Origin of the sequence: Antrihabitans auranticaus (assembly GCF_016481275.1) — a bacterium.
GTDB lineage: Bacteria > Actinomycetota > Actinomycetes > Mycobacteriales > Mycobacteriaceae > Antrihabitans.
In genome coordinates, this window is sequence record NZ_JAEMNW010000002.1 from 315,461 (window position 1) to 341,139 (window position 25,679).

Consider the following 25,679-nt stretch of genomic DNA (forward strand, 5'->3'; position numbering starts at 1 on the left):
CATAGTCTCGCGGGCATGGATCGCCAAAAGGAATTCGTGCTCCGGACCCTCGAAGAGCGCGACATTCGATTCGTCCGACTGTGGTTCACCGACGTGCTCGGTTACTTGAAGTCCGTGGCGATCGCACCCGCCGAACTCGAGGGTGCATTCGAAGAAGGAATCGGCTTCGACGGGTCCGCGATCGAGGGCTTCGCGCGGGTTTCGGAGGCCGACATGGTCGCGCGTCCCGATCCGTCGAGCTTCCAGATCCTGCCGTGGGCGACGAGCAAAGGCCACCAGCACTCGGCACGCATGTTCTGCGACATCTCGATGCCGGACGGTTCGCCGTCGTGGGCGGACCCGCGCCACGTCTTGCGTCGTCAGCTGAACCGTGCGGGCGATCTCGGTTTCACCTGCTACGTCCATCCTGAAATCGAGTTCTTTCTGCTCGAGAACGGACCTCAGGACGGATCGACACCCGTACCCGCGGACACCGGTGGCTTCTTCGACCAGGCGGTGCACGACACGGCACCGAACTTCCGTCGTCATGCCATCGACGCGCTCGAATCGATGGGCATCTCGGTCGAATTCAGCCACCATGAAGGAGCGCCGGGCCAGCAGGAGATCGACCTGCGCTACGCCGACGCGCTGTCGATGGCCGACAACGTGATGACGTTCCGGTACGTCGTCAAGGAGGTCGCGATCGAAGAGGGCGTGCGCGCGACCTTCATGCCGAAGCCCTTCAGCGATCAGCCGGGCTCGGCGATGCACACCCACATGAGCCTTTTCGAGGGCGAGGTCAACGCGTTCCACAACCCGGACGACCCGAGCCAACTGTCGGAAACCGCGAAAGCGTTCGTTGCCGGAATCCTCGAGCACGCCAGCGAGATCAGCGCCGTCACGAACCAGTGGGTCAACTCCTACAAGCGTCTCGTGCACGGTGGTGAGGCCCCGACGGCGGCGTCATGGGGCCGTTCGAATCGGTCTGCGCTCGTTCGAGTTCCGATGTACACGCCCAACAAGGCGTCGTCGCGTCGTGTCGAGATCCGCAGTCCAGATTCGGCCTGCAACCCGTACCTGACGTTCGCGGTGCTGCTCGCCGCCGGACTGCGCGGCATCGAGAAGGGTTACACCCTTCCGCCAGAGGCCGAAGACGACGTCTGGTCGCTCACCTCGGCCGAACGACGCGCGATGGGCTACCGGGAGTTGCCGGGCAGCCTGCACGAGGCGTTGCAGGCGATGGAGAAATCGGAATTGGTCGCCGAAGCACTCGGCGAGCACGTTTTCGACTTCTTCCTCCGCAACAAGCGTCGCGAGTGGGCTGAATATCGCAGCCACGTAACGCCTTTCGAACTGAAGGAATACCTCGGGCTGTAGCGGCCACGCGAGGGCGCGCCGACTGGTAGAAACCTCACCATGAAGGTTCTCGTCGCCGTCTGTGCGCTGCTGCTGGTTCTCTCGACAGGTTGCGGGTCCGACGACGTCAAATCGTCGTCGGCCGGCACCGGAACCGACACCGAGGTAGCGTTCGACAGCGGTTCCCTCACGATTCACGGCAGCCTCAGGATGCCTGACAATCCGGGAGACCAGGTCCCTGCTTTTCTGTTGATCGCAGGCAGCGGGCCGACCGATCGAAACGGTGACAGCGTCATCCTCCCCGGTTCGATCGGCACGCTCGACTTCCTTGCCGACGAACTCGCGCGCAACGGGTTCGCGTCGCTGCGCTTCGACAAACTCGGCACGGGCGCCACAGGGGTCGGCGGTCTGACCAACGAGGACATCGGCCAGCTCGGGTTCGATGCGCTGATCAACGAAGCGGCCGACGCCCTGCGGTTTCTCGCCGCGCAGGATGGAGTCGACGAGAGTCGCTTGGGCGCAATGGGCCACAGCGAAGGTGCGTTGATCGCCCTCGCACTCGCGACCGGGAAAGCGGGAGATGTCCCGGCCCTGACGTCGTTGGCGCTCGTCCAGCCGGCGAGCGAACGAATACTGGATACGCTCACCAGACAGATCACGGCTCAGATCGATACGGCTGTGGGCGGCGGGGCGCTCCCGCCCGAAGAGGGTGACGCGCTGCGCGATGCCCTGTCCGGGGCGGTCGCGGAATTGCGTGCAGACGGCACGGTCCCCGACAACCTGCCGCCGCCACTGCAGAACGCGGGACTCGTGCCACTCAACGCAAAGGCCCTCGCAGGCGAGGATCGCCTCGATCCGATCGTTCTCGCGGGCGAGGTCAAACCGGGCACACCGGTCCTGACGAGTTGTTCGGCGAAAGATATCCAGGTGCGGTGCGAGGACGTCGACCGGCTCGACGCGGCCCTCGCGCAGACGACACTGACTGCAATCAAGCTCACCGACACCAATCACGTACTCAAGGTCGTCGGCGACCGGCCCTCGACCGGTGCGGAGTACGTCGAGCCGCTGCCGTTCTCACCACAGTTCGCCACCGATCTCTCGGGGTGGCTGAAGGCACTGTGAGGCGTCCCGGTTGCGAAGCCCGGGTGCAACGCCACTTATCTCAACTCCGCCTGTAGGTTTGGGGCATGGCTCGACCGCCGACTGCTCGTTCATCCGTTCCTGGCGCAGGCCGACTCGGACTCGTTGCTCCATCGGCCCCGGCAGATCTGGCCACCCTGGGTTGGGTGGATCAAGACAGCATCGAACTGCTCTGGTCGCTGTCGCGGGCACCGGACGCGGACCTGGCGCTCCGCACGCTCGTCAGACTGCAATCGGCCCTCGAGAGCGGGTGGGGCGAGCTCGAAACGGCGCTTCGCGAGGACAAGGCGCTGCGCGGCCGGCTCTTCGGACTCATCGGAGCATCGAGTGCGTTCGCCGACCACGTGGTCGCCGACCCTGACGCGTGGAAACTTCTGCAGGGCACGACGCTCCCGACACGGGAACAGTTGGTCGCCGATCTGGTCGGCGTCGTGGACGGCACTCCGGAGACCGGGCCGAACGCGTCGCCGATGCTGTTTCGCGCGGGGATCACCGGCCCGACCGTCATACCGATCTTGCGGAAGCGATACCGCAACCACCTGATGGTGCTCGCTGCGGTCGACCTCGCTGCCGTCGTCGAGAACGAGAAGGTGCTGCCGTACCAGGTGGTCGGCCGCCATCTTGCCGACCTCGCGGATGCCGCCCTGACGGCCGCACTCGCGGTCGCCGTCGCCACGGTGTACCCGAACGAACCGTGCCCCGCTCGCCTGGCCGTGGTCGCGATGGGCAAATGCGGTGCGCGGGAACTGAACTACGTGAGCGATGTCGACGTCGTCTTCGTTGCCGAACCCGCCGACCCCCGTGCCAGTCGCATGGCGGGGGAGATGATGCGCATCGGCACCGCTGCGTTCTTCGAGGTCGACGCTGCGCTGCGGCCAGAGGGAAAGCAGGGCGCTCTCGTCCGCACACTCGAGTCGCACGTCGCGTACTACAAGCGGTGGGCCAAGACCTGGGAGTTTCAGGCGTTGCTGAAGGCGCGTCCGATGACCGGCGACCTCGAACTGGGCAAGCAATACCAGGACGCGCTGCTGCCGATGGTGTGGACGGCATCCGAGCGCGAGGCCTTTGTCCCCGAGGTACAGGCAATGCGCCGCCGGGTCGAGGAGAACGTTCCCGAGGATCTCCGCGAACGTGAGCTGAAACTGGGTCGCGGCAGTTTGCGCGACGTCGAGTTCGCGGTCCAGCTCTTGCAACTGGTGCACGGGCGAACCGATGAGGCACTGCACGTCACCGGAACCGTCGAAGCGCTGATGGCTTTGGCGGCGGGTGGTTACGTCGGCCGTGACGATGCCGCGAATCTGACTGCGTCCTACGAATTCCTGCGCCTGCTCGAGCACCGGCTGCAGTTGCAGAAACTCAAGCGAACGCACACGCTGCCCAAACCCGAGGACGAAGAGGCGCTGCGGTGGCTGGCGCGCGCGGCGCATGTCCGGCCGGACGGTCGCAACGACGCACTCGGCGTGCTGAATGCCGAGATCAAGCGCAATGCGCACCGGATTCGCCGGTTGCATTCGAAGCTGTTCTATCGGCCGCTGCTCGAATCGGTTGCGCGGCTGGACAAGGAAGCCGTCGCACTCAGCCCCGACGCCGCGGTTCGGCAGCTCGCGGCGCTCGGATACACCGCGCCGGAGAATGCGCTCGGGCACCTGAAAGCCCTTGCCGCCGGGCCGGAGCGAAAGGGCCGCATTCAGGCGCTGTTGCTACCGACCCTGCTCGAATACCTCGGGGACACACCTGATCCGGATGCTGGTCTGCTGAACTACCGGCGTGTGTCGGAAGCGCTCAACGATCAGATCTGGTTCCTTCGGGAGCTTCGTGACGAGGGCGCGATCGCGCAGCGCTTGATGCTCGTGCTCGGCTCGTCGGCGTATGTGCCCGGCCTGCTGATGAAGGCGCCGGAAGTGATCAGGCTCTTCGCCGACGGACCGCACGGACCGCTCCTGCTCGGACCCGACCCTGCCGACGTCTCGCGCGGCATCGTCTCCTCGTCGGCTCGCTACGACGATCCGAAGCGGGCTGTCGCCGCAGCGCGCTCGCTGCGTCGCCACGAACTCGCACGAGTGGCATCGGCAGACATTCTCGGCATGCTCGATGTGCCGCAGGTCTGCCGAGCGTTGTCCTCGGTGTGGGCTGCGGTCCTCAACGCGTCGCTCGAGGCAGTAATCAAGGGGACCGAGGCCGAACGAGGAAAGCCGGCGCCCGGAACATTCGGCGTCATCGGTATGGGCAGGCTCGGCGGCTACGAGTTGGGCTACGGTTCCGATGCCGACGTGCTGTTCGTCTGCGACCCGAAGCCCGGGGAAGACGAAACCGACGTGGTCAAGTGGGCCAACAGCGTCGCCGAGCGTGTGACGAAGCTTCTCGGCGCCCCGAGTACGGACCCGCCGCTTCAGGTCGACGCGGGATTGCGCCCGGAGGGGCGCAACGGCCCACTCGTGCGGACGCTGGCCGCCTATGAGGCCTACTACGCGCAGTGGGCGCAGGCGTGGGAGGTCCAGGCGCTGCTCAGAGCACATCAGATGGCTGGCGACGAAGAACTGGGTGTTCGCTTCCTGCACGTCATCGACAAGGTCCGCTATCCGGAGGGCGGGATATCGGCGGACGCCGTCCGCGAGATCAGGCGGATCAAGGCCCGCATCGATGCCGAACGACTCCCGCGCGGCGCCGACCCGGCGACCCACACGAAGTTGGGTCGCGGCGGACTGGCCGACATCGAGTGGACGGTGCAACTGCTTCAGCTCAAGCACGCACACGAATATCCGTCGCTGCACAACACCTCGACGCTGGAGACGCTCGATGCGATCGGCGCGGCACAGTTGCTGTCGGAATCCGACGTCGACCTGCTGCGCGATGCGTGGATCACGGCCACCCGGGCCCGCAACGCGCTGGTTCTCGTGCGCGGCAAACCCACCGATCAGCTACCGGGGCCAGGTCGGCTGCTGTCGAACGTTGCGAAGGTCGCGGGTTGGGAGACCGCTGACGGCGGCGCCTTCCTCGATCACTACCTGCGCGTGACGCGACGTGCGAAGGCCGTCGTCGAACGGGTCTTCGGCGGCTGACAAAAACGACTCTGTGGCACTCTGATGCGGTGTACCGCAACTGGGGGAGAACGGCGATCGTCGTAATCGGTTGGCTCGCAGTGGCGGTCGGGCTGTTCGGTACCGCGCTGCACTGGTCGAACTCCGCGTACCGACCGTTCGTACTCCTTGCGTCGTTCGCACCGTACGTCATGTCGGCCGGTGTGCTCGGGCTGCTGGTTCTGCTCGGGGTCCGGCACTGGCCCGGTGTGGTTGCGGCGGGGCTGGTCGTAGGTGCTGCGCTCTGGACCCAGGTTCCGGCGTACGTCGCGAACGGCGCGGGGGGATCCGGGCCGGAACTGACGCTGATGCAGGCCAACATTCTGTTCGGCGGCGGTGACGCCGAGGCCATCGTTTCTGCGGTCGGTGCACATGACGTCGACGTGCTCACGCTCGAGGAGTTGACCGACGAAGGTCTAGCGAAACTCGAAGCCGAGGGTATCGACCGGCTGCTGCCGTATCGCTTCGTCGAAGCGGGCCCCGGTGCTGTCGGCACAGGAATCTGGAGCAGATACCCACTCGAGCAGGGGGTGAAGTACGAAGGCTTCATTCTCGATCAACTGTCGGCACGCCTGATCCTGCCGACCGGTCGCGCGACAGTGTTCGCCTTTCACCCTGTGCCGCCGTATCCCGGTGGACCCCAGCGGTGGATAACCGAGATGGAGCGCATTCGCGAGATCCTCGACGCCGTTCCCGCAGACAGTGGGCCGGTGCTCGTCGGCGCGGACTTCAATGCCACGCGCGATCATTCGCGCTTCCGCGAGTTGGTCGACGGCCGTTTCGAGGATGCCGCCGACCAGTCCGGAGCGGGCCTGCTCGCTACCTACCCGGCAGACCGCTGGTGGCCTGCAGTCATCGGCATAGACCACGTTCTCGTCGCCGGTGCAACCGCGAGTGAGGTTGTGGCCGTTACTATTCCGGGCTCCGATCACAAAGCGGTGATCGCGAAGATCAGGCTCGGCGCGTGAGGCCCGCTGCCTTCGCGCATTCCGACCACAACTCTCCGTATGCGTGCGCAGCGGGACTGTTCGGCGCGAAGTAGGGGAGCGGTTCACGGCGCACCGACATTCGCTCGATCGCGGCAATCGCCGGAATCACCGTCGTGCTGACACCCGACCGTCCAACCGGCAACGACTCGATGATCTCGCGGTGCAGCGTCTTGCGCCGGTCTGCCATCGAGACGAACGCCCTGACCTTCGGCTTCTTGCCGACGAACGTGTCGATGAATTCCGTCAGCTGATCGAACGTGCGGAGCGCGAGCACAGTCGGCACGACCGGCACGAGTACGACGTCTGCCGCGTGCAGCACATTCTCCGAGACGAGCGAAAGGCTCGGTGGGGTGTCGAGGAAGACGACGTCGTAGTCGTCGAGATCGTTCAGCAACTTCGCAATCGCGCGCGTGGTCTGCTTCTGCTTGTGGTCGGCTCGGGCGAGGTCGAGATCCATGTTGCGGTAGGTGAAGTCGGCGGGCAGGAGGTCGAGACCTTCGAAATCCGTGCCTTTCAGCGCGGCATCGATCGACCCCTTGCGACGCACGAGCTTCTCGCTACCGCCTTTGACGTACGGCTTGATCTTGAACAGAAAGGTTGCGGCGCCCTGTGGGTCGAGGTCCCAGAGCAGGGTGCGGTAGCCGTCTTTTGCTGCGAGGTATGCGAGGTTTACCGCAGTCGTGGTCTTACCCACGCCGCCTTTGATCGTGTAGGAGGCGATCACCTTCACGGGAGCATGGCCTCGATCCGCTGATGTGCCTTGGTCCCGAGGTAGCGCTCGAGTTGGTCGGTCAATGCGCCGCGTGCTTCGCGCTGCTGGCGACCGAATCGTGCCGACAACTCGCCCATGGCGAGGAGGGTCGCGGCCGGTGGTGCCTGCGCGGCAAGCATTTCCTCGGCGAACCTGCGGAGGCCGTGACTTTGCATCTCACCGTCCTGGAAGTCGCCGAGGATGTCCTGCAACGACTTCAGGTCCTTGATCGCCGCCCTGTGCGTTTCGGTGTCGCACACGGGTGCGCCGAACTCGAGCAAGTATCGAAGTTCCTTGCAGCGCTTGCGCAGCGAGTGGACGTCTTCGGATTCGGATTCCGGTGTGATGGCGCGCGCGATCTTGACGACCTTCTTGTACACCCGCTTGATTCTTTGTGTCACGAGGTCGCCGGCAGTCGTTCGAGCGTCGCCCCGGCTTGCTTCGGCGGTTGTCACTGCGGTCAGGTCAGCCCGCCAGTCGGCAAACAATTGCGCAAACCTCTTCGACTCGAGCGCGCGAACGAGCTTGCGGCGCTCGGCGTCCCGGGTTGCAGTGAGATGGTCGCGGAAAGCATCGAGATCGCGCGGCTCGCCGACCGTGAGCCACTGTGCTAGCTCGGGGAGCTCGAGTAGGTATACGTCGAGATCGCGCGTGGGCGTGGTGACGTCACCCAGCAGTCGAAAGTCTGACTCGTAGCGCGAAATATCGAACGGCAGTACATCCCCGACCAGCTTCAGCATCGATCGCGTGCGCCGAACCGCGACACGCATGTCGTGCAGGAACTCCGAATCGTGGTCCGCGATCACGCCGTCGACGGTGGCAGTAATGGCGTCGGCAAAGCCTGCGAGGGCGTTCGCAACGGCCATGTCAGCAGGAGTGTCGACCGTGAAGGTCGGCGCACTCGCGACGATCGGCAGGCCGGCATCGGCGAGGAGAGCGTCGTAGAGACTTTCACTCGCACGATCGAACCGGTCGAGTTTCAACAGTGCTTTGCCGACCCGGGCGCCGTCGGTGCCGTAGCCGAGCACAGGACGCACCACTAGACGAGCGAACGCGCGCGTTGCGGGTGCCACGCCCTCGGCGCGAGTCACGTCGAGCCGAACAACGATCTTGCCGTCGCCATTGTGGACCGTGACCTCTTGTTGCTGCGTCCGGCATTCGAAGACGGGCGCAATCGCCCTGATCCACATCGGACCCGCGACACCGTCACGCAGCGGCCCTTCCGGCAACGCGTCGACCAATGCGGGCCACACCAGCGCCGGACCGAGTTCGCTGCGAAGTTCACCGCTGCCCGTCGTCAGAACAAGAGCACCAGCGGTGTCGTCATGCTCGTGCCGGAGGATGGCGCCCTTCGACCGGAGGCGCCAATCGGCGGTGTCGAGGTAGCTGCTGTCGTGCGATCGCACCGGGCCGAACGCGACCTCGTACCGGTCTCCGAGGGTTGCCAAATCGGCCGCGAGATCGGTCTCGGGGTCTGCGTGCCATTGGAGCGTCAGCGGATCGGGGGGGTTCGCCACGGAAATAGGATCCTCGCTCGTAGTGTCGCCGACAGCTCCAGCCTACTGGTCAGATGCGATCGATGAGATGCCGGTCGAACCGGATCAGCCGACCGTAGTTCTCGCGCGAAATGCGTTCGTTCGCACCATGAATTCGCTCCAGATCGGCCTGGTCGACGATGATCGGAGCAAAGTTGATACGCGCCTTCGCGACGTCGTTGTAGTGGCGGGCGTCGGTAGCTCCAGGGACGAGGCCGGTCGTGATTGCGACGTCCGGAATCAGGTCGCGGACGATCTCGGCGACGAGCGTGAAGGCCGGATCGTCACTCGATGTCAGCGGCGATGGTTCGGCGCGCATGCCTGGTGCTAGTTGTACCGTCACGCGGTCGTCCGCGATGACGTCGCGACAGTGCGCGAGGACGCCGTCGACGGTGTCGCCCTGCAGAATGCGGAAGTTGACCAGCGCTTCTGCATGTTGTGGAAGGACGTTCGCTTTGACGCCACCGCGGATGACGGTCGGTGCCGTCGTCGTCCGGACCAGGGCTTCGGTTTGCGGTCTGCTTGTCAGGATGCGCGTGATCACGGCACCGAGCCGGTCGGCGGAGCCAAGCAGCGTCCGTCGCGGTTCGGTCATGAAGGGCGCCAGCCGTTTTGTCATGTCGAGTACCACCGGCGTCATGCGCAAGGGCATCGGAGTGTCCTGCAGCGCCGCGACCGCGCGCGCGATCCGCCCGACGGCAGTCTGTTTCGGTGGCATCGACGAATGCCCGCCGATGTCGTCGGTAGACAGCGCCACGGTCGCGAAGCCCTTCTCGCCCAACATGATCGACGCGACAGGTCGATCGACGCCGTCGACCACGCCACGCGTCACCACGCCGCCCTCATCGAGGAGGAAGTCGGGCCGGATGCCGTTGCGCCGGAAGTGTTCCGCGATCTGCTCGGCGCCGTTCTCCCCGCCGATTTCCTCGTCGTGACCGAAGGCGAAGTACACCGTGCTACGCGGCGTAACCCCGTCGGCGAGCGCTAGTTCGATTGCCTCGAGCCACGCGAGAACACGACTCTTGTCATCGATAGCGCCACGGCCCCAGATGAATTCGTCGTCGACGACACCGGCAAACGGCGGATGCGTCCACCTGGCGCGGTCGTCCACGGGGACCACGTCCATGTGCGCGAGGAACAGTCCGGCCGCGCGGTTGGACTCTGCGCCCGGCCACGTGTAGAGCCTGCTGTGGCCGAACTTCTGCAGTTTCAGCGTGGCATGCACCAGTGGGAACGACTCCTCGAGATGCTCGCCGAGTTCGACGAACGGATCGTCGACGCAGTCGGCGGGGTCTTCGTAGGACACCGTCTCCATCCGCAGCGCGCGGGCGAGTCGCTCGACAACCGCGTCACCAGGATCGGTCGCCAGGTTCGACAGTCCCATCGAGTAGGCAGTCGGCGGCAGCGGACCCGTCAGACGAGCACGCAGTCGTGGCAATCGGCTGTCGACGGGTCCCTCGTCGACCGTGATCGCCGTCTGGCCTAGCCGCCATTCGCCGTCGGACGGCTCGCCCAACAGGATTTGCAGGCCCCGTCCGGTCCGTCCGCGATCGTCGGAAATGATTGTGAGGCGGGTGATTCCGGGCCCGGTAGCCTCGGTTCGTCGCGTGCCACCGGCTTCGATGAGCAGTGGCAGCGTGGGATCGTCGGGTGTCGCGATCCGCGTCGGCGCATCGGTGCCGTCCTGCGGCAGCTCGGTGGGATCGTCGGCGGTAAATCCGTTGGCGCGCAGGGCCGCGAGGCGTTCGTCGAGGTCGTCCACCCGCAGCACGAGCGCGATGAGTCCGGTCGAGTTCGCGAGTCCGTCGGCGATCCGTCTGTCAGCGGGACTCTTGCCCCCGCCGAGCAGCGGCTGCAGTCCGGGCGCTTTGGCGAGCAACCGGATGGCGCTGCCGAGCGTCGACGATCCGTACGACACCAGCTCGAGGTGCGCACCGTCGCTGCAGGGGATGACCGCATTCGTTTTCGGGCCCGGCGTGACGGTCACCCCCGCCGCCCGGAATTCGAGCATCGCCCGATCGAGGTCTCGAACCGCCACAACGAGGTGATCGACCGCGATAGTCACGCTGGCCAGGGTAGTGCGGGCTACATGATCGCGCTGCGGCCGGATAGCGGTTCCGGTTCGCCGAGCACGTACCTGCTCGTCGGAATCACGTCGATGTTGCGGTCCGCGCCGAACCTCGCCACCGAAGCGGCCATCACGCCGACCCGTCGCAGCAGTTCGGCGTGGTTGCCGCCGGACCCGTAGAAGGCATGCGGATCGGTCAGCGCCTCGATCGGAAAGAGTTCTTCGACGATGCCGTCGACCTGCGGCGCAGCGTCGGTGAGAGCCGCGATGACCACGTTCTGTACGTACCCGAACGTTGCTTGAGTGTCTATTGCCACGGACGTGTGGTCGTCGTGCCAGCGCCGCAGCCACTCGCCGGGAGTCAGGTCCGGCGGTCGGCGCAGGAGCGCGATGTTGGCGAGGCCGGGCGTGCGTTCACCGAACTCGGTTGGGGGAGGGCGCAATCGAACCGTCTCTGCCACTTCGTAGCCCACCACTGTGTGGGCAAGGGCGCTGAGGTCGGGCGCATGTTCGGGCCACCAGGCCTGCACGACTGCGGTGACCGGCTCGCGGAAAGTGGTCAGCCGCAACATCGCGGTAGCGACAGCTGAATCGCTGACGTCGACGTGGACGGTCTGGCCTCGCAGCGCTTCGCGTAGCTGTGCGAACCACGCGTCGTCAGCGCCTGTGTGCCACAGCAGATGGACGGACTTGCGCAGTAGTCCTCTGCCGGTCGCGGGGGCCATGGAGTCAGACTAAACGCCGAACGGGCGGCTATTGCAGCATCGCCCGGGAGCGAATCGCAATAACCGCCCGTTCGGGAGGTTGTCGACCGATTTACACGTCGAAGTAGAGCTCGAATTCGTACGGGTGCGGACGCAGGTTGACCGGCTCGATCTCCTGCTTGCGCTTGATGTCGATCCAGGTCTCGATCAGGTCGGACGTGAACACGCCACCCTCGGTGAGGTACTCGTGATCCTGCTCGAGGCGGTCGATGACCGACGCCAGGCTCGTGGGAGCCTGCGGGATGTTCTTGGCCTCCTCGGGCGGAAGCTCGTAGAGGTCCTTGTCGACCGGTGCCTGGGGCTCGATCTTCTTCTTGATGCCGTCGAGGCCGGCGAGCATCTGTGCGGCGAACGACAGGTACGGGTTACCGGACGAGTCGGGCGCGCGGAACTCGAGACGCTTGGCCTTGGGGTTGTTGCCCGTGATCGGGATACGGACGGCGGCCGAACGGTTGCGCTGCGAGTACACCAGGTTGATCGGCGCCTCGTAGCCCGGGACCAGGCGGTGGTAGGAGTTCACCGTCGGGTTGGTGAAGGCGAGCAGCGACGGCGCGTGGTGCAGGATGCCGCCGATGTAGTGGCGAGCCAGATCCGACAGGCCTGCGTAGCCGGCCTCGTCGTGGAAGAGCGGCTTGCCGTCCTTCCACAGGGACTGGTGGACGTGCATGCCCGAGCCGTTGTCACCGAAGAGCGGCTTCGGCATGAACGTGACGGTCTTGTCGTGCTGCCACGCGGTGTTCTTCACGATGTACTTGAACAGCTGCAGATCGTCTGCAGCGGCAAGCAGGGTATTGAACTTGTAGTTGATCTCGGCCTGACCGGCCGTGCCGACTTCGTGGTGGCCACGCTCGAGCTCGAAGCCCGCGTTCTGCAGGTTCGTGGCGATCTCGTCGCGCAGGTCGACGTAGTGGTCGTACGGGGCCACCGGAAAGTAGCCGCCCTTGGGGCGAACCTTGTAGCCGCGGTTCGTCGAGCCGTCCGGGTTCTTGTCGGCGCCGGTGTTCCACCAGCCGGAGACCGAGTCGATTTCGTAGAACGCGCTGTTGACGCTCGACTCGTAACGGATCGAGTCGAAGATGTAGAACTCCGCTTCGGCACCGAAGTACGCGGTGTCGGCGATGCCCGTGCTGAGCAAGTATTCCTCGGCCTTGCGCGCGATGTTGCGGGGGTCGCGGCTGTAGGACTCACGGGTGAACGGGTCGTGCACGAAGAAGTTGATGTTCAGCGTCTTCGCCGCACGGAACGGGTCGAGCTGCGTGGTGGTGAAGTCGGGGAGGAGGAGCATGTCCGACTCGTGGATCGACTGGAAGCCGCGGACGGACGAGCCGTCGAACGCGAGGCCTTCCTCTGCGAGGTCCGTCGTCAAGGACTTTGCCGGAATGGAGAAGTGCTGCTGAATGCCGGGCAGGTCGCTGAACCGGACGTCGACGTACTCGACGTTCTCCTCGGCTATGAATTTGATGACCTCTTCGGCCGTGCTGAACGCCACTCTGTTTGCTCCTTCAGTTCGGTTCCCAGCCCAGAATGCACATGGATATTTCGTGCCTCGTCGACCAGACGCTATGGATCAGGTGTTGCCCAATGGTCAAGCTTGTGTTTCGCCAGTGTTACACGTGCAGTCAGGGACGCGATCACCCTGCCCGGACGAAGCGGCGCCGGTGTGACCGAGCGCACTCATCCTGCCACCGTGCTGGTGGGTTCGCGACTTGGGGGAGGACTTCCGCGACCGGAACCGGCCAAGCGGGGCATATTCTGGGGACATGGCACGGATAACGGGCGAATGGCTCAACGGGCCGTCGGCTGCCCTCCCGCACGACGGACCGAACGCGACGCCGAAGTATCGCGGTGAACGACTCGGGCTCCCCGAGAACGGTCCGGGCTCGCTTGCCCTGTCCGGTCGAAGGGTTGCCGCGTTGACGATCGACTGGCTGATGGCTCTCGGAATTTCGGCGCTCATCGTCGGCAGCGGCGGACTCGGCACCAGCATTTCGACGATCACCCTCCTCGTTTGGGCGGTGATCGGCGTCGTCGGCGTGACGTTGTTCTCCTACACACCGGGACAGCTCGTCGTCGGTATTCAGGTCGGACGCATCGACAATGTGCCGCGCGTCGGCGTGGTCCGCGCGATCGTTCGGACGTTGCTGCTCGCGCTTGTCGTGCCGGCGGTCATCACCGACGTCGAAGGCCGCGGTTTCCACGACCGCCTGTCGAAGACGGTCGTGGTCCTCGCTCGCTGAGCCGGGTCAGCTCGCTGAGTCAGGTCAGCTCGCTGCAGTCACGTCAGCGGCGGCGGATCGTCCGCTGTACGCCCTTCATCTTCGCTCCGCCGGGCAGCGGTCCCTTCGGAAGCGCCGGTCCGCCACGGGCGCCGAGGGCCGACAAGCGGGATTCGATGTTGTCCATCCGCTTGGTGTCGATGTTGTTCGGCAACTTCATCAGGTACTTCTGCAGGTCCTTCAATGCGACCTGGCCTTCGTCGTTGCCGATGATCACGTCGTAGATCGGCGTGTCACCGACCAAGCGAGCGGTCTTCTTCTTCTCCTGCGCGAGCAGGGTTTTGACGCGGTGCGGTGCACCTTCGGCAACGAGGATCACGCCCGGCTTACCGATGACGCGGTGCACCGCGTCCATGTGCGCAGTACCGACCACCGCAGAGTTGACGCGCCATGCGCCCTTCAGGTTGTCGAGCACCCACGCGGCCGCGCCGGCCTGCCCCTCGGCCTTGCTGTAAACGGTCTTTTGAACGCGGCGCCCGAAGATAATGAATGCCAGCAGCACGCCGATGAGAATGCCGAGCGGCAGCAGGAAGAACAGCCCGCCGACGAAAATTCCGATCAGGACGAACACGACAACCGAAGCGACGAAGGCTCCGATCATCCAGGGCAACAGCAGCTTGTCTTCTTTGCGCTGCAGGTTGAAGGCCTGCCAGAGCTGTGACCTGCGCTCTTTCGACGCCTGCTTCTTCGCTGCCTTTGCCGCAGCCTTCGCTTCCTTGCTGGGCTTAGCACCCTTGCCGTTCGCCATGCCACAAGCCTAACGCCATGGCGGCAGCGAAATTCCGGTGAGTACTACCGCGCGCTCGCGAGGCGGGAGATCAGCGAACTGGCCTCTTGGGACGCGCTGCCTTCCTGCGCCAGATGTGCGAGATCGGGGGAGATCTGCCGGCCATGATGGGCCATCGCCTGCGCGTAGAGCCGGCCTGCGCGGTAGGACGACCGGACCAGCGGACCGGCCATGACACCGGCGAACCCGAGTGCCCGTGCAGTGTCGGAGTGCTCGACGAACTCCTCCGGCTTCACCCACCGCTCGACCGGATGGTGGCGCGGCGACGGGCGCAGGTACTGGGTGATCGTGATGATGTCGCAGCCTGCCTCGTGAAGATCCTGCAGCGCGGCCGTGACCTCGTCCGGCGTCTCGCCCATACCGAGGATGAGGTTCGACTTGGTGACGAGGCCGTCTTCGCGCGCAGCCGTGATGACGTCGAGCGAACGCTGGTAGCGGAACGCGGGCCGGATCCGTTTGAAGATGCGGGGCACTGTTTCCAGGTTGTGCGCCAATACCTCTGGACGGGACTCGAAGACTTCGGCCAGCAGCTTGGGGACCCCGTTGAAGTCCGGGATCAGCAACTCGACGCCCGTGCCCTGGCAGGCGTCGTGAATTCGGCGGACCGTCTCGGCGTAGAGCCACGCACCGCCGTCTTCCAGATCGTCGCGCGCGACGCCCGTGATCGTCGAATACCGGAGGCCCATCTGCTGGACGCTCTCGGCAACTCTCCGCGGTTCGTCACGGTCGAGGTCGGCCGGTTTGCCCGTGTCGATCTGGCAGAAGTCGCAGCGCCGCGTGCACTGTTCACCGCCGATCAGGAACGTGGCCTCGCGGTCTTCCCAGCACTCGTAGATGTTGGGGCAACCTGCCTCTTCGCAGACGGTGTGCAGGCCCTCACGTTTCACCAAGCCCTTGAGTTCTGTGTACTCCGGACCCATCTTCGCTCTGGTCTTGATCCAGCCGGGCTTGCGCTCGATCGGGGTCTCGGCATTTCGCACTTCGAGTCGCAGCAGCTTTCGCCCCTGGGGAGCGGAACCCGCTCCTTGGTCGTTTCGCGCCTCGATGCTCACTCGCACTCACCTTCAGAATTCGGTGTTCGGTTCAGGTCTTCGATGGTAAGCGTGCTGCCAAATCGTGTGTGGCGACGGGAAGCAGGCCATCGAGCGCTTCCGTCACCGCAACGGCAACTCGGTCGACGACGTCGTCGACCGTCACATCACGGCCCAGTTCATCAGTTAACGACGTCACGCCTGCGTCGCGTATTCCGCACGGCACGATCGTGTCGAAAGCGTCGAGCTTCGAATTGCAATTCAGCGAGAAGCCGTGCAGCGTCACGCCGCGTTGCACTCGCACGCCGATCGCCGCGATCTTGCGCTCGGGCTTCCAGCGACCATCGGTCGACGCCGTCAGCCACACGCCCGAACGGCCCTCGACTCGGCCGCCCGCGATGCCGAAATCTGCACACACGCTGATGAGTGCCTCCTCGAGAAGGCGGACATAGCGAACGACGTCGATCGGTTCCGCGAGCTTGACGATCGGGTAGCCGACGAGCTGCCCGGGGCCATGCCAAGTGATCTTGCCGCCGCGGTCCACATCGATCACCGGAGTGCCGTCGATCGGACGATCTTCGAGGGAGGTCCGTCGGCCCGCCGTGTACACGGACGGGTGCTGGAGCAGCAGCAGACGATCTGCACCGACGTCGATGGCACGGTCCGCTGCGATTTGCCGTTGCAGTTCCCACGCTTCGACGTAATCGATCATGCCGAGCCGATCGACAACTATCGGCTCGTTCGACGATCGGGCTGATCCGCTCATATCACGACTCTAACCGGGTCGGAGGAGTACTCGCCGGTAGCGTCAGCTGCATCAATGTCAGATCCAACCAGCGGCCGAACTTCACACCGACCTCCGGCAACTGCCCCACGATTCGAAAGCCGAACTTCTCATGTAGCGCGATCGACGTCGTGTTCGCTGTTTCGATCCCGGCGACGACGGCATGGATTCCGGCCGCTCCTGCACGCCTGAGCAATTCGGTCAACAACAGGGACGCGATACCGCGCCTGTGGAAGTCGGCGGCGACATAGACCGAGTTCTCGACGGTGTACCGGTACCCGGACTTCGGTCGCCATGGACCGTACGTCGCATAACCCGCGACGACCTCGTCGACAATGCAGACGAGGACCGGGAAGTCTGCCGCCCGGCGCTGCTCGAACCACGCGAGCCGGTCGGCGAGGTCGACCTGCTGCTCATCCCAGATCGCCGTACTTTCGGCGATCGCGTTGTTGTGGATGTCGAGAATTGCCGGCAGGTCGTCGATCTCGGCGTCACGGATCAGCACTAGCGGTTGGCCGCTTCCAGTGCTTCGCCGATCGTGTTGTGCGAGAACTCGAATCCGGCTGCTTCCAGCGCGGCCGGAATCACTCGCGGACCGTGCAGCAACTCCTGGGCGATCTCACCCAGTGCCGCCGACAGCAGAAATCGCGGCACGATCAAGGGCGCGGGGCGATGCATGGCCTTCGACATCGCGCGGTTGAACTGAGCGTTGGTGACCGGTGCCGGTCCCACGAGATTGACGGGTCCGGAGATCGAGTCGTTCGCCAGCACGAACTTGATCGCGTCGATCTCGTCGGCGAACGATATCCACGGCACGTACTGGCGGCCACTTCCGAGGCGGCCACCGAGTCCGACCGAATAGAGCAGCCGAAGTTGGCTGAGCATGCCGCCACGACGCGTGAGAACCGATGCGCTGCGCAGCAGCACGGTGCGCGCACCGGCTGCCTGCGCGGGCGCAGTCGCAGCTTCCCAATCGCAGCAGAGGGTGGGCAGGAAGCCCGAACCCGCAGGGCTGCGCTCGTCGACTATCCGGTCGCCGGTATCGCCGTAGTAGCCGGCACCGCTGGCGTTCAGCAGAATCGGCACGCCCAAGGCCGCGACCTCGTTGGCGAGGACGTCGGTCGGGGTGATGCGGCTGTCGCGCAACTGCTGCTTGACCGCGCCGGTCCACCGCTTTTCGTTGACGCCCATGCCGCACAGGTTCACCACGGCGTCGGCACCGCGCAGTGCGATCGGATCGATGATCGCCTGCGCCGGATCCCACTGGTACTCGTCGGCACCAGCGGGAGGTCGGCGAACCAAACGGACAACGTCGTGCCGGTCATGACGCAGCGCCGCAACCAGGGCAGTACCGATCAGGCCGGACGAGCCGGCTATGGCGATCTTCATACAGCCGCTACAGGCCCAGGTCTGCCTCGAACGATGCCTCTTCGAGTCGGTGCCTGATCGTTGTGAGGAAGCGGCCGGCATCGGCGCCGTCGACCAGTCGGTGGTCGTAGGTCAGCGGCAGGTAGCACATCGAGCGCACGCCGATCGATTCGTTGCCGAACTCGTCGGCGACGACGACCGCGCGCTTCACGATCGCCCCTGTGCCGAGCATTGCTGCCTGCGGCGGAACCAGGATCGGCGTGTCGAACAACGCGCCCGCACTGCCGATGTTGGTGATCGTGAACGTGCCACCCGACAGTTCGTCGGGCTTGAGTCCACCGGTTCGCGCACGACCGGCCACGTCTGCAATCGCGCGCGCCAGGCCGGCGAGTGAGAGGTCGCTCGCGTTGTGGATCACGGGGGAGAGCAGACCCTGTTCGGTGTCGACCGCGATACCGAGGTGAACGGCTGCGTGGTAGGTGATCTGCTTGTTCGGCTCGTCGTAGCTGGCGTTCACGTTCGGGTGCACGCCGAGTGCCTCGACGACCGCCTTCGCGAAGAACGGCAGGAACGTCAGATTGACACTCTCGCGTTCCTTGAACGCGTTCTTCGCCTTGGTGCGAAGCGCGGCGATCCGGCTGACGTCGACCTCGTGAACCTGCGTCAACTGTGCGGTCGTCTGCAGGGACTCACGGGTCTTGATCGCGGTGATCTGACGAATGCGGTTCGCCTTCTGCGTCGTTCCGCGCAGTGCGGCGACCTCTGGGCGTGCCTGCGCAGCAGCGGGCTTCGCGGCAGGCTTGGACTCGGCAGCCGGGGGAGCGGCGGCGGGTTCGGGTGCCTTCTTCGATTCGGCAGCGGCGAGCACATCCTGCTTGCGGATGCGTCCGCCGACCCCGGTGCCCTTCACTGCCGACAGGTCGACGTCGTTCTCCGCGGCGAGCTTGCGCACGAGCGGCGTGACGTAGGGCGAGCCGTCGCTGGATTCGGCCGCGGGTGCCGATTCTTCCTTGGGCTCGGGCTTGGCTTCCTTTTTGGGCTCAGCCTTGGGTTCGGGCTTCGCCTCTTGCTTGGGCTCGGGTTGTTTGGGTTCGGGCTCCGGTTCCGGCTCGGGCTCTGGTTCCGGTTCGGGCTCAGGTTCCTTCTTCGACTCGGCGGGCGAGCCCGAGCCGACCACGGCGAGTTGGCCACCGACCTCGACGACGTCGTCTTCTTCGGCGGTGATTTCGAGCAGCGTGCCCGCGACAGGAGATGGGATTTCGGTGTCGACCTTGTCGGTCGACACTTCGAGGAGAGGTTCGTCGACCGCGACCTCGTCGCCGACCGCCTTCAACCAGCGGGTGACGGTGCCTTCGGTCACGGACTCGCCGAGCGCGGGCATGGTGATCGGAGTACCCGATCCGCCACCCGAGGACTTCGGCTTCTCGTCCTGCTTGGGCTCATCTTCCGGCTCCGGCTCCGGCTCGGGCTCGGGTTCCGGTTCGGATTCCTGCTCGGATTCGGGCTCGCTTGCGGCCTCGTCGGCCGAGTCGCCGGAATCGTCGGAGTCGCTGCCGCCCTCTTCCGCGTCACCGATAACGCCCAGTTCGCCGCCGACCTCGACGACGTCGTCTTCCTGCGCGGTGATCTTGGTGAGAACGCCGGCCGCGGGAGACGGAATTTCAGTGTCGACCTTGTCCGTGGACACTTCGAGTAACGGTTCGTCGACTTCGACGGTGTCGCCTTCTTGCTTCAGCCATCGAGTCACCGTCCCCTCAGTGACGCTCTCGCCAAGAGCTGGCATTTCAACGGAGAAGGCCATGACAGTTGACTCCTCGAAGGGTTGAGTTCGGTAGCCAGGCGGACGACTCCTGGTCGTCCACCATTGTGCTTTGCGATTGTGTTTCGTGCGGGCACTTGCTGCGATCTTCATCCTTGCATCCCGCCGAATCGCAAGCGCGCGCGGACCGGTCGAATTCGATGGAGGTCTGCGCCGTGATATTAGGGAGGCGGACCGAAGGGCGACGCCGAAGATCGTTCCGAGCGAACCACTGGCACCATGGTGTGAACGCTCGTCGTGCGGACGGAAGGGAGGCGAGGGTGGGGTTGTTGGATCGCTTCTCGCGGCGCGGAGGCAAGCAGGCCGGAGTCGCCGGCAAAGATGCGGCATACCTGGCCGACTGGGTACGCACGCACATCGGTGTCGAGGGATACATCGAACCCAAGACGACGGTGACCGACGTGACCGCTGTACTGATCGCAACCGACGGCGAATGGACGCGCCGGATCGTCGGGGAGAAGGGCGCGCATCGACTCGCGAAAGACCTCGGGATCCCGGTGTACGACGTTCGTAAAACTGGCTATCCGCAACGAATGCGCGACTACGACGCGCGCAAGAAGATCGAGCGCCGACGCCAGGCCGAGGGCTAGGCCAGGAACTCGACAAGAGCGTCGGCGAGCACATCTGGTGGGACGACGTGTTCGTGGCCGGGCAGCACGAGAAGGCGTCCGGCAGGGAGCGCGTCGGCGATCCGGCGATTGATGTCGATCATCCATGCCGGACTTGCACCACCTGCAAGCACGAGGGCGGGCACGGATACACCTTCAGCTTGCTGCTCCGGAGTTCTACCGTCCCGGCTGTCTGCGCCGGTCAGCGCGTAGTCGTAGATAACCGTCGGCGCGTGCGCGAGCAGCGCGGGATCGTGTGCCAGCTGCTCGACGATCTCGGGCGGCATCCCCGTCGATGACAGAAACAGGTCGACGACCTCGCGGCGGCGGCCCTGCGCGAGCAGTGCGCGTATCTGTTCGGCCTCGTCCATTTCTGCGCGGCGCTCCTCGGCGGAGCCGGATCCGAACGGCGCCTCGTGGAGCACGATCCTGTCGACGGGGAGGCCACGCGCTGCGGCATGCAATACGAGTGCGGCACCCGAGGAGTGTCCGTAGAGCGCTGCCGTTCCGCCGGCGGCTTCGATGAGGGCGGCGATGTCTTCGACCTCACGCTCGATGGCATAGGGCGCGGTGTCGCCGCTTGCGCCGCGTCCGCGCCGGTCGTAGTTGAGCACGGTGCTGTTGCGTGCGAGTGCGACCGCGGTCGGGTGGTAGGTCGCGCCGCCCTGCAGCGCGCCCGCGACCACGATGATGGTTTTGCCGGCACCGAGGCGTTCGAAAGCGATCCGGGTGCCGTCCGCCGACGTGACCTGCTCGTCCATGGCGTCTCCTGAAAAATAGTACTGGACCGTACAGTACCCAACCGAGTACTGTACGGTCCAGTACTTGAGGAGAACTCGTGGCTGAGCAACACGGAGAGCAGATGGGGCGGTCGGCGACGAAGCGGCGGTCGATCCTGACAACGGCCCGAACGCTTTTTCTGCATAAGGGATTCGACGGCGTGAGCATGGACGAGGTCGCGGCGCTTGCCGCGGTGTCGAAGCAAACGGTCTACAAGCAGTTCTCCGACAAAAAGTCGCTGTTCGTGGCCGTCGTGACCGGCGACATCAACGAAACCGAAGCGCTTACACACGACATGGTCGCCGCGCTCGCCGGCAGCACGGACCTCGCCGAGGACCTTCGGGAGTTCGCACGCCACCATGTCGTCGAGGTGACGCGGCCGCACTTGATCGCGCTGCGGCGGATCATGATTGCGGAGGCGGAGCGGTTCCCCGAGTTGGCGAAGACGTGGTACGCCAGCGGCCCCGAGCGCGCTCATGCTGCATTTGCAGAATTGTTCGAGGGTCTTCACCGTCGCGGCTTGCTCAGGGTCGACGATCCCGACCTTGCAGCCCAGCACTTCAACTGGCTGATCCTGTCGACCCCGCTGAACAAAGCGATGTTCGACGCAACGGTGCAGTTCACTGCGCATGAACTGCACCGCTACGCCGATGAGGGAGTGCGCGTGTTCCTCGCCGCCTACGAGGCGGCCTAACCGTTCGCCGCGACGTCTTCGAGGACGGCGATCAGCGTGCGCACGGGGACTCCGGTGCCGCCCTTACTGATGTAGCCGAACGGGCCACCGGTGTTGTATGCGGGCCCAGCAATGTCGACGTGCGCCCAGGCGACGCCTTCGGGCACGAATTCCTTGAGGAAGATGCCCGCCGAGAGCATGCCGCCCCACCGGTGGTTCGTGACGTTCGCGAGGTCGGCTACGCGGGAATTCAAGTCGGCGCGCAGCTCATCGGGAAGCGGCATGGGCCACCCGTTCTCGCCGACCTCCTGCGAAATTCGGGCGACGCGGTCACGGAACTCGTCGGTACCCATCACACCCGGAGTCCGAGTCCCCAGCGCGACCATCTGCGCGCCCGTGAGCGTTGCTGTGTCGATGAGGTACGCGGGGTCGTCGGCGCACGCACGCACTATGGCGTCCGCGAGAATCAGCCGGCCCTCGGCGTCGGTGTTGATCACCTCGACCGTCGTGCCGCCGTACTGGGTCAGGACATCGCCCGGTCGCTGGGCCGTGTCGGATGGCATGTTCTCCGCCATCGGAACGGTCGCGGTGACGTTTACGTCCAGGCCGAGCTTTGCTGCCAATGCGACGGTCGCGATGACAGCGGCGGCGCCCGCCATGTCGGAGGTCATGTTTTCCATGCTCGCCGCCGGCTTGATCGAGATGCCGCCTGTATCGAATGTGATGCCCTTGCCGACGAGGGCTACCAGCGGCGCGTCGGACTTGGCGCTCGCGTACTTCAGACGGACCAGACGGGGGAGCCGCGACGAGCCCTTGCCGACGCCGAAGATGCCGCCGTAGCCGCCCTGCTCGAGTGCCTTGTCGTCCAGTATCTCGACCTCGAGGCCAGCGGCCTTGCCGATCGCCTGCGCACGGCTCGCGAATTCCGCGGGATAGAGATGACTCGGCGGTGTGTTCACGAAATTGCGGGCAGTCGCGACTGCCTCGGCGATCGCGACCGACCGGGCGAGCGTGGCGTCAGCTTTTTTGGCCGTGCTCAATAGTTCGACGCGGCCGACCGGCTTCGCGTCGTCGTCGGGCGCAGATTTCGCCTTGAATTCCGAGAAGGTGTACGCACCCAGATAGAAGCCTTCCGCGGCGGCGCCCAGATCCACTGCCGACAGCGTGGTCGCGGCGGTGCCGACCCCGGTCAACGAACGTGCGGCAATGCCTGCCGCTTTGCGGACCTTTTCAGCGGTCACGCCGTCGGCCTTGCCCAGGCCGACCGCGACGACACTTCCAGCCGAAAGCGCCGTGGGTGCGGGGATCCGTGTGAGTTCGTCGGCCTTGCCCTTCGCACCGACGGCTGTCAGCGCTGCGACGAGATCTGCGACGACATCGTCCGCAACGAAGCCATCGCCGACCACAGCGGTCGGGCCGTCTTCGCCGGAATACAGACCGATCACGAGAACATCGGCACCGTCCGAGAGCGAACCGGCGATCGCGAGCTCGGGCCCGAGGGGCGACGATTCGGTGACGTTTTCGGAACTCACGGCGACTCCTTGCGTTGGCGGCAGGTGCAACGACCAATGCTAGCGAGGGTGCACGACAGGCCATTTGGTCAGCGCACTGTTTGTGTCTGCCCCGTCGACTAGCGTGCTGCACTATGACCGACGCCGACCTGCTCCAAGGTCCTATCCACGCTGTCCATGCAGAACTGGGCGCGACCTTCGCCCCCTTCGGTGGCTGGGCGATGCCCGTCTCCTACTCCGGAACTGTCGCCGAGCACACCGCGGTACGGACGACGGTCGGTCTGTTCGACGTCAGCCATCTCGGAAAGGCGACCGTATCCGGTCCCGGCGCAGCCGAATTCGTCAACTCGGCGCTGACCAACGATCTCGGCCGAATCGGTCCGGGCAAGGCGCAATACACCCTGTGCTGTGCACCGGACGGCGGCGTGATCGATGATCTCATCGCGTATTACGTGGCTGCCGACGAGATCTTTCTCGTGCCCAACGCCGCCAACACTGCTGCTGTTGTTGCTGAGTTGAAAGCAGCTGCCCCCGAGGGGATTTCGGTAGTGGATCAGCATCGTGACTACGCGGTGTTCGCTGTCCAGGGACCGAAGTCGACCGATGTGCTGAAAGCCCTCGGGCTGCCGACCGACATGGCGTACATGGCCTACGACGATGCGACCTGGGACGGTGTGCCCGTGCGAGTCTGTCGGACCGGGTACACCGGCGAGCACGGGTACGAGCTGTTGCCCGCGTGGGCCGACAGCGAGCGTCTGTTCCGCGCCTTGCTGACGGCTGTCGGTGCGGCGGGTGGGGAACCTGCAGGTCTCGGCGCGCGCGACACCCTGCGGACTGAGATGGGCTACCCCCTGCACGGGCACGAACTGTCCCTCGAAATCTCGCCGTTGCAAGCGCGCTGCGGCTGGGCGATCGGGTGGAAGAAACCCGAATTCTGGGGCAGCGCCGCGCTCGCGCAAGAGAAGGCAGATGGTCCGCGGCGCAAGTTGTGGGGGCTGCGCGCGCTGGACCGTGGCGTGCTCCGTCAGGGGCAGTCCGTCCTGCGTGACGGAGCACCGGTCGGGGAGACCACATCGGGGACTTTTTCACCGACGCTGAAGGTCGGAATCGCGCTCGCGTTGATCGATTCCGATCCTGGTGTCGGGCCGGGAGACGAGGTCGAGGTGGACGTGCGCGGCCGCCGTCTGCGCTGTGCGGTGATCAACCCGCCGTTCGTGGAGGTCAAGACCAAGTGACTTCGGCGCGAGAGTTGACCAACACGTTGGATACGATTGGGTCATGACCGTTGCTGTCGAATTCACGCGCGCCCCGCACCCGTCTCCGTCCACGGCGGAGCAGCGTGCCGAAATCCTCGCGGCGCCAGGATTCGGCAAGCACTTCACCGACCATATGGTCGAGATCGACTACTCGGCAACCAGTGGCTGGTCCGCGGGCCAGACCTTGCCTTACAGCCCTATCCAGCTCGACCCGTCGGCGATGGTGCTGCATTACGGACAAGCGATCTTCGAGGGCTTGAAGGCGTACCGCCAGCCCGATGGTGGCATCGCGTCGTTCCGGATCGATGCGAACGCTCGACGCTTCCAGACGTCTGCGCGCCGGATTGCGATGCCGGAGATGCCTTCCGAGCTGTTCATAGAGTCGATCCGGGAACTCGTCGACGTCGATCACGACTGGGTGCCCGCGGCCGGTGGCGAGGACGCGCTCTACCTGCGTCCCTTCATGTTTGCGACGGAGGTCGGGCTCGGCGTTCGGCCGTCGACCCACTACCGGTACCTGTTGCTGGCTTCGCCCGCCGGTGCGTACTTCCCGCGCGGCGTGAAGCCGGTCAGCGTCTGGCTCTCGACCGAGTACGTTCGCGCGGCGCCCGGCGGCACTGGCGCGGCCAAGTTCGCGGGCAACTATGCCGCATCACTCGTTGCCCAGGCGCAGGCAGCCGAGCAGGGCTGTGACCAGGTCGTCTGGCTCGACGCGATCGAGCGCCGGTACGTCGAAGAGATGGGTGGAATGAACCTGTTCTTCGTCTTCGGGTCAGGTCCGGACGCGCGACTCGTCACACCCGAACTCTCTGGCTCGCTACTGCCGGGCATCACCCGCGATTCGTTGCTGACGTTGGCGACCGATGCCGGTTTCGCCGTCGAAGAGCGCAAGATCGCGACCGAAGAGTGGCAGAAGAAGGCGAAGTCGGGGGAGATCACCGAGGTGTTCGCGTGCGGCACCGCCGCCGTCATCACACCGGTCGGTTCGGTCAAGTACGCGGACGGTGAATTCACCATCGCGGACGGCGAACCCGGCGACGTGACCATGGCCCTGCGCGACACCCTCACCGGAATCCAGCGCGGAACTTTCGCCGACATCCACGGGTGGATGACAAAGCTGCGCTAGA

Annotated in this window: 22 protein-coding genes; 9 read left to right on the forward strand and 13 right to left on the reverse strand. The window is 65.2% G+C overall.

Annotated features, from left to right (window positions below; genetic code table 11):
- The first annotated feature begins 15 nt into the window (after positions 1 to 15).
- The 4 genes from glnA (JGU72_RS09445) (at position 16) to JGU72_RS09460 (ending at position 6,520) form a co-directional block, all read left to right on the forward strand.
- Positions 16 to 1,356, forward strand: coding sequence for a type I glutamate--ammonia ligase (gene glnA / locus JGU72_RS09445; RefSeq protein WP_199683557.1), 1,341 nt, complete (start codon positions 16 to 18; stop codon positions 1,354 to 1,356).
- Between the two features lie 189 nt (positions 1,357 to 1,545).
- Positions 1,546 to 2,457, forward strand: coding sequence for an alpha/beta hydrolase family protein (locus tag JGU72_RS09450; RefSeq protein ID WP_233532059.1), 912 nt, complete (start codon positions 1,546 to 1,548; stop codon positions 2,455 to 2,457).
- A gap of 65 nt (positions 2,458 to 2,522) precedes the next feature.
- Positions 2,523 to 5,534: a bifunctional [glutamine synthetase] adenylyltransferase/[glutamine synthetase]-adenylyl-L-tyrosine phosphorylase gene (locus JGU72_RS09455; protein WP_199683559.1), complete on the forward strand. Its 3,012-nt coding sequence runs from the start codon at positions 2,523 to 2,525 to the stop codon at positions 5,532 to 5,534.
- A 29-nt stretch (positions 5,535 to 5,563) separates the two neighbouring features.
- Positions 5,564 to 6,520 carry an endonuclease/exonuclease/phosphatase family protein gene (locus tag JGU72_RS09460; RefSeq protein ID WP_199683560.1) on the forward strand — a complete coding sequence of 319 codons (957 nt, stop codon included), beginning with the start codon at positions 5,564 to 5,566 and terminating at the stop codon, positions 6,518 to 6,520.
- Here JGU72_RS09460 and JGU72_RS09465 read toward each other — a convergent pair.
- The 5 genes from JGU72_RS09465 to glnA (JGU72_RS09485) form a co-directional block, all read right to left on the reverse strand.
- Positions 6,504 to 7,271: a ParA family protein gene (locus tag JGU72_RS09465; protein WP_199683561.1), complete on the reverse strand. Its 768-nt coding sequence runs from the start codon at positions 7,269 to 7,271 to the stop codon at positions 6,504 to 6,506. The two genes, JGU72_RS09460 and JGU72_RS09465, sit on opposite strands and share 17 nt — an antisense overlap.
- A complete protein-coding gene (locus JGU72_RS31245) occupies positions 7,268 to 8,809 on the reverse strand; it encodes a CYTH and CHAD domain-containing protein (RefSeq protein ID WP_199683562.1) in 1,542 nt (513 codons plus the stop codon). The genes JGU72_RS09465 and JGU72_RS31245 overlap by 4 nt, the downstream gene beginning before the upstream one ends.
- A 49-nt stretch (positions 8,810 to 8,858) precedes the next feature.
- Positions 8,859 to 10,892: a M20/M25/M40 family metallo-hydrolase gene (locus JGU72_RS09475; protein ID WP_199683563.1), complete on the reverse strand. Its 2,034-nt coding sequence runs from the start codon at positions 10,890 to 10,892 to the stop codon at positions 8,859 to 8,861.
- Positions 10,893 to 10,912: 20 nt separating this feature from the next.
- A complete protein-coding gene (locus JGU72_RS09480) occupies positions 10,913 to 11,620 on the reverse strand; it encodes an EthD domain-containing protein (RefSeq protein ID WP_233531830.1) in 708 nt (235 codons plus the stop codon).
- Between the two features lie 91 nt (positions 11,621 to 11,711).
- Entirely contained in the window at positions 11,712 to 13,148 is a 1,437-nt protein-coding gene (gene glnA, locus JGU72_RS09485; protein WP_199683564.1) for a type I glutamate--ammonia ligase, read from the reverse strand.
- 271 nt (positions 13,149 to 13,419) lie between these two features.
- On the opposite strand from glnA (JGU72_RS09485), the gene JGU72_RS09490 reads away from it, so the two are divergent.
- On the forward strand, positions 13,420 to 13,896 hold the full coding sequence (locus tag JGU72_RS09490; RefSeq protein ID WP_199683565.1) for an RDD family protein: 477 nt from the start codon (positions 13,420 to 13,422) through the stop codon (positions 13,894 to 13,896).
- Positions 13,897 to 13,939: 43 nt separating this feature from the next.
- Here the strand turns inward: JGU72_RS09490 and JGU72_RS09495 are convergent, their stop codons facing one another.
- From JGU72_RS09495 to sucB, 6 genes are read right to left on the reverse strand one after another with little or no spacing between them, the layout of a single operon-like run.
- Complete coding sequence (locus tag JGU72_RS09495) at positions 13,940 to 14,683, reverse strand: DUF4191 domain-containing protein (RefSeq protein WP_199683566.1); 744 nt, start codon at positions 14,681 to 14,683, stop codon at positions 13,940 to 13,942.
- Positions 14,684 to 14,727: 44 nt separating this feature from the next.
- Complete coding sequence (gene lipA, locus JGU72_RS09500) at positions 14,728 to 15,774, reverse strand: lipoyl synthase (protein ID WP_199683567.1); 1,047 nt, start codon at positions 15,772 to 15,774, stop codon at positions 14,728 to 14,730.
- A 31-nt stretch (positions 15,775 to 15,805) separates the two neighbouring features.
- Entirely contained in the window at positions 15,806 to 16,519 is a 714-nt protein-coding gene (gene lipB, locus JGU72_RS09505; protein WP_199683568.1) for a lipoyl(octanoyl) transferase LipB, read from the reverse strand.
- Position 16,520: 1 nt separating this feature from the next.
- The gene (locus tag JGU72_RS09510; RefSeq protein ID WP_199683569.1) at positions 16,521 to 17,042 is read right to left on the reverse strand and encodes a GNAT family N-acetyltransferase; all 522 of its coding nucleotides are present in this window, start codon (positions 17,040 to 17,042) and stop codon (positions 16,521 to 16,523) included.
- A complete protein-coding gene (locus JGU72_RS09515) occupies positions 17,042 to 17,926 on the reverse strand; it encodes a TIGR01777 family oxidoreductase (protein ID WP_199683570.1) in 885 nt (294 codons plus the stop codon). Before JGU72_RS09515 ends, JGU72_RS09510 begins: the two co-directional genes overlap by 1 nt.
- Before the next feature lie 7 nt (positions 17,927 to 17,933).
- Positions 17,934 to 19,706: a 2-oxoglutarate dehydrogenase, E2 component, dihydrolipoamide succinyltransferase gene (sucB, locus tag JGU72_RS09520; RefSeq protein WP_199683571.1), complete on the reverse strand. Its 1,773-nt coding sequence runs from the start codon at positions 19,704 to 19,706 to the stop codon at positions 17,934 to 17,936.
- A 278-nt stretch (positions 19,707 to 19,984) separates the two neighbouring features.
- Between sucB and JGU72_RS09525 the strand changes: the two genes are divergently transcribed.
- Entirely contained in the window at positions 19,985 to 20,314 is a 330-nt protein-coding gene (locus JGU72_RS09525; RefSeq protein ID WP_199683572.1) for an oxidoreductase, read from the forward strand.
- Here the strand turns inward: JGU72_RS09525 and JGU72_RS09530 are convergent.
- Positions 20,311 to 21,093 carry an alpha/beta fold hydrolase gene (locus JGU72_RS09530; RefSeq protein WP_199683573.1) on the reverse strand — a complete coding sequence of 261 codons (783 nt, stop codon included), beginning with the start codon at positions 21,091 to 21,093 and terminating at the stop codon, positions 20,311 to 20,313. The genes JGU72_RS09525 and JGU72_RS09530 overlap by 4 nt on opposite strands.
- Before the next feature lie 77 nt (positions 21,094 to 21,170).
- Here JGU72_RS09530 and JGU72_RS09535 point away from each other — a divergent pair, with 77 nt between their 5' ends.
- Positions 21,171 to 21,806 (forward strand): TetR/AcrR family transcriptional regulator, encoded by a 636-nt coding sequence (locus JGU72_RS09535; RefSeq protein WP_199683574.1) that lies wholly within the window; start codon positions 21,171 to 21,173, stop codon positions 21,804 to 21,806.
- On the opposite strand, the gene JGU72_RS09540 is transcribed toward JGU72_RS09535, so the two are convergent.
- Positions 21,803 to 23,317 (reverse strand): leucyl aminopeptidase, encoded by a 1,515-nt coding sequence (locus JGU72_RS09540; RefSeq protein ID WP_199683575.1) that lies wholly within the window; start codon positions 23,315 to 23,317, stop codon positions 21,803 to 21,805. The genes JGU72_RS09535 and JGU72_RS09540 overlap by 4 nt on opposite strands.
- 113 nt (positions 23,318 to 23,430) lie before the next feature.
- On the opposite strand from JGU72_RS09540, the gene gcvT reads away from it, so the two are divergent.
- Together gcvT and JGU72_RS09550 are read left to right on the forward strand one after the other, a co-directional pair.
- Positions 23,431 to 24,531 (forward strand): glycine cleavage system aminomethyltransferase GcvT, encoded by a 1,101-nt coding sequence (gene gcvT / locus JGU72_RS09545; RefSeq protein ID WP_199683576.1) that lies wholly within the window; start codon positions 23,431 to 23,433, stop codon positions 24,529 to 24,531.
- 43 nt (positions 24,532 to 24,574) lie between these two features.
- Positions 24,575 to 25,678, forward strand: coding sequence for a branched-chain amino acid aminotransferase (locus JGU72_RS09550; protein ID WP_199683577.1), 1,104 nt, complete (start codon positions 24,575 to 24,577; stop codon positions 25,676 to 25,678).
- Position 25,679 lies beyond the last annotated feature (1 nt).

Coding starts and splice junctions, on each gene's coding strand:
- glnA (WP_199683557.1), top strand. CDS start 16: ATGGATCGCCAAAAGGAATTCGTGCTCCGGACCCTCGAAGAGCGCGAC.
- JGU72_RS09450 (WP_233532059.1), top strand. CDS start 1,546: ATGCCTGACAATCCGGGAGACCAGGTCCCTGCTTTTCTGTTGATCGCA.
- JGU72_RS09455 (WP_199683559.1), top strand. CDS start 2,523: ATGGCTCGACCGCCGACTGCTCGTTCATCCGTTCCTGGCGCAGGCCGA.
- JGU72_RS09480 (WP_233531830.1), bottom strand. CDS start 11,620: ATGGCCCCCGCGACCGGCAGAGGACTACTGCGCAAGTCCGTCCATCTG.
- JGU72_RS09490 (WP_199683565.1), top strand. CDS start 13,420: ATGGCACGGATAACGGGCGAATGGCTCAACGGGCCGTCGGCTGCCCTC.
- JGU72_RS09495 (WP_199683566.1), bottom strand. CDS start 14,683: ATGGCGAACGGCAAGGGTGCTAAGCCCAGCAAGGAAGCGAAGGCTGCG.
- lipB (WP_199683568.1), bottom strand. CDS start 16,519: ATGAGCGGATCAGCCCGATCGTCGAACGAGCCGATAGTTGTCGATCGG.
- JGU72_RS09515 (WP_199683570.1), bottom strand. CDS start 17,926: ATGAAGATCGCCATAGCCGGCTCGTCCGGCCTGATCGGTACTGCCCTG.
- sucB (WP_199683571.1), bottom strand. CDS start 19,706: ATGGCCTTCTCCGTTGAAATGCCAGCTCTTGGCGAGAGCGTCACTGAG.
- JGU72_RS09530 (WP_199683573.1), bottom strand. CDS start 21,093: ATGGACGAGCAGGTCACGTCGGCGGACGGCACCCGGATCGCTTTCGAA.
- gcvT (WP_199683576.1), top strand. CDS start 23,431: ATGACCGACGCCGACCTGCTCCAAGGTCCTATCCACGCTGTCCATGCA.
- JGU72_RS09550 (WP_199683577.1), top strand. CDS start 24,575: ATGACCGTTGCTGTCGAATTCACGCGCGCCCCGCACCCGTCTCCGTCC.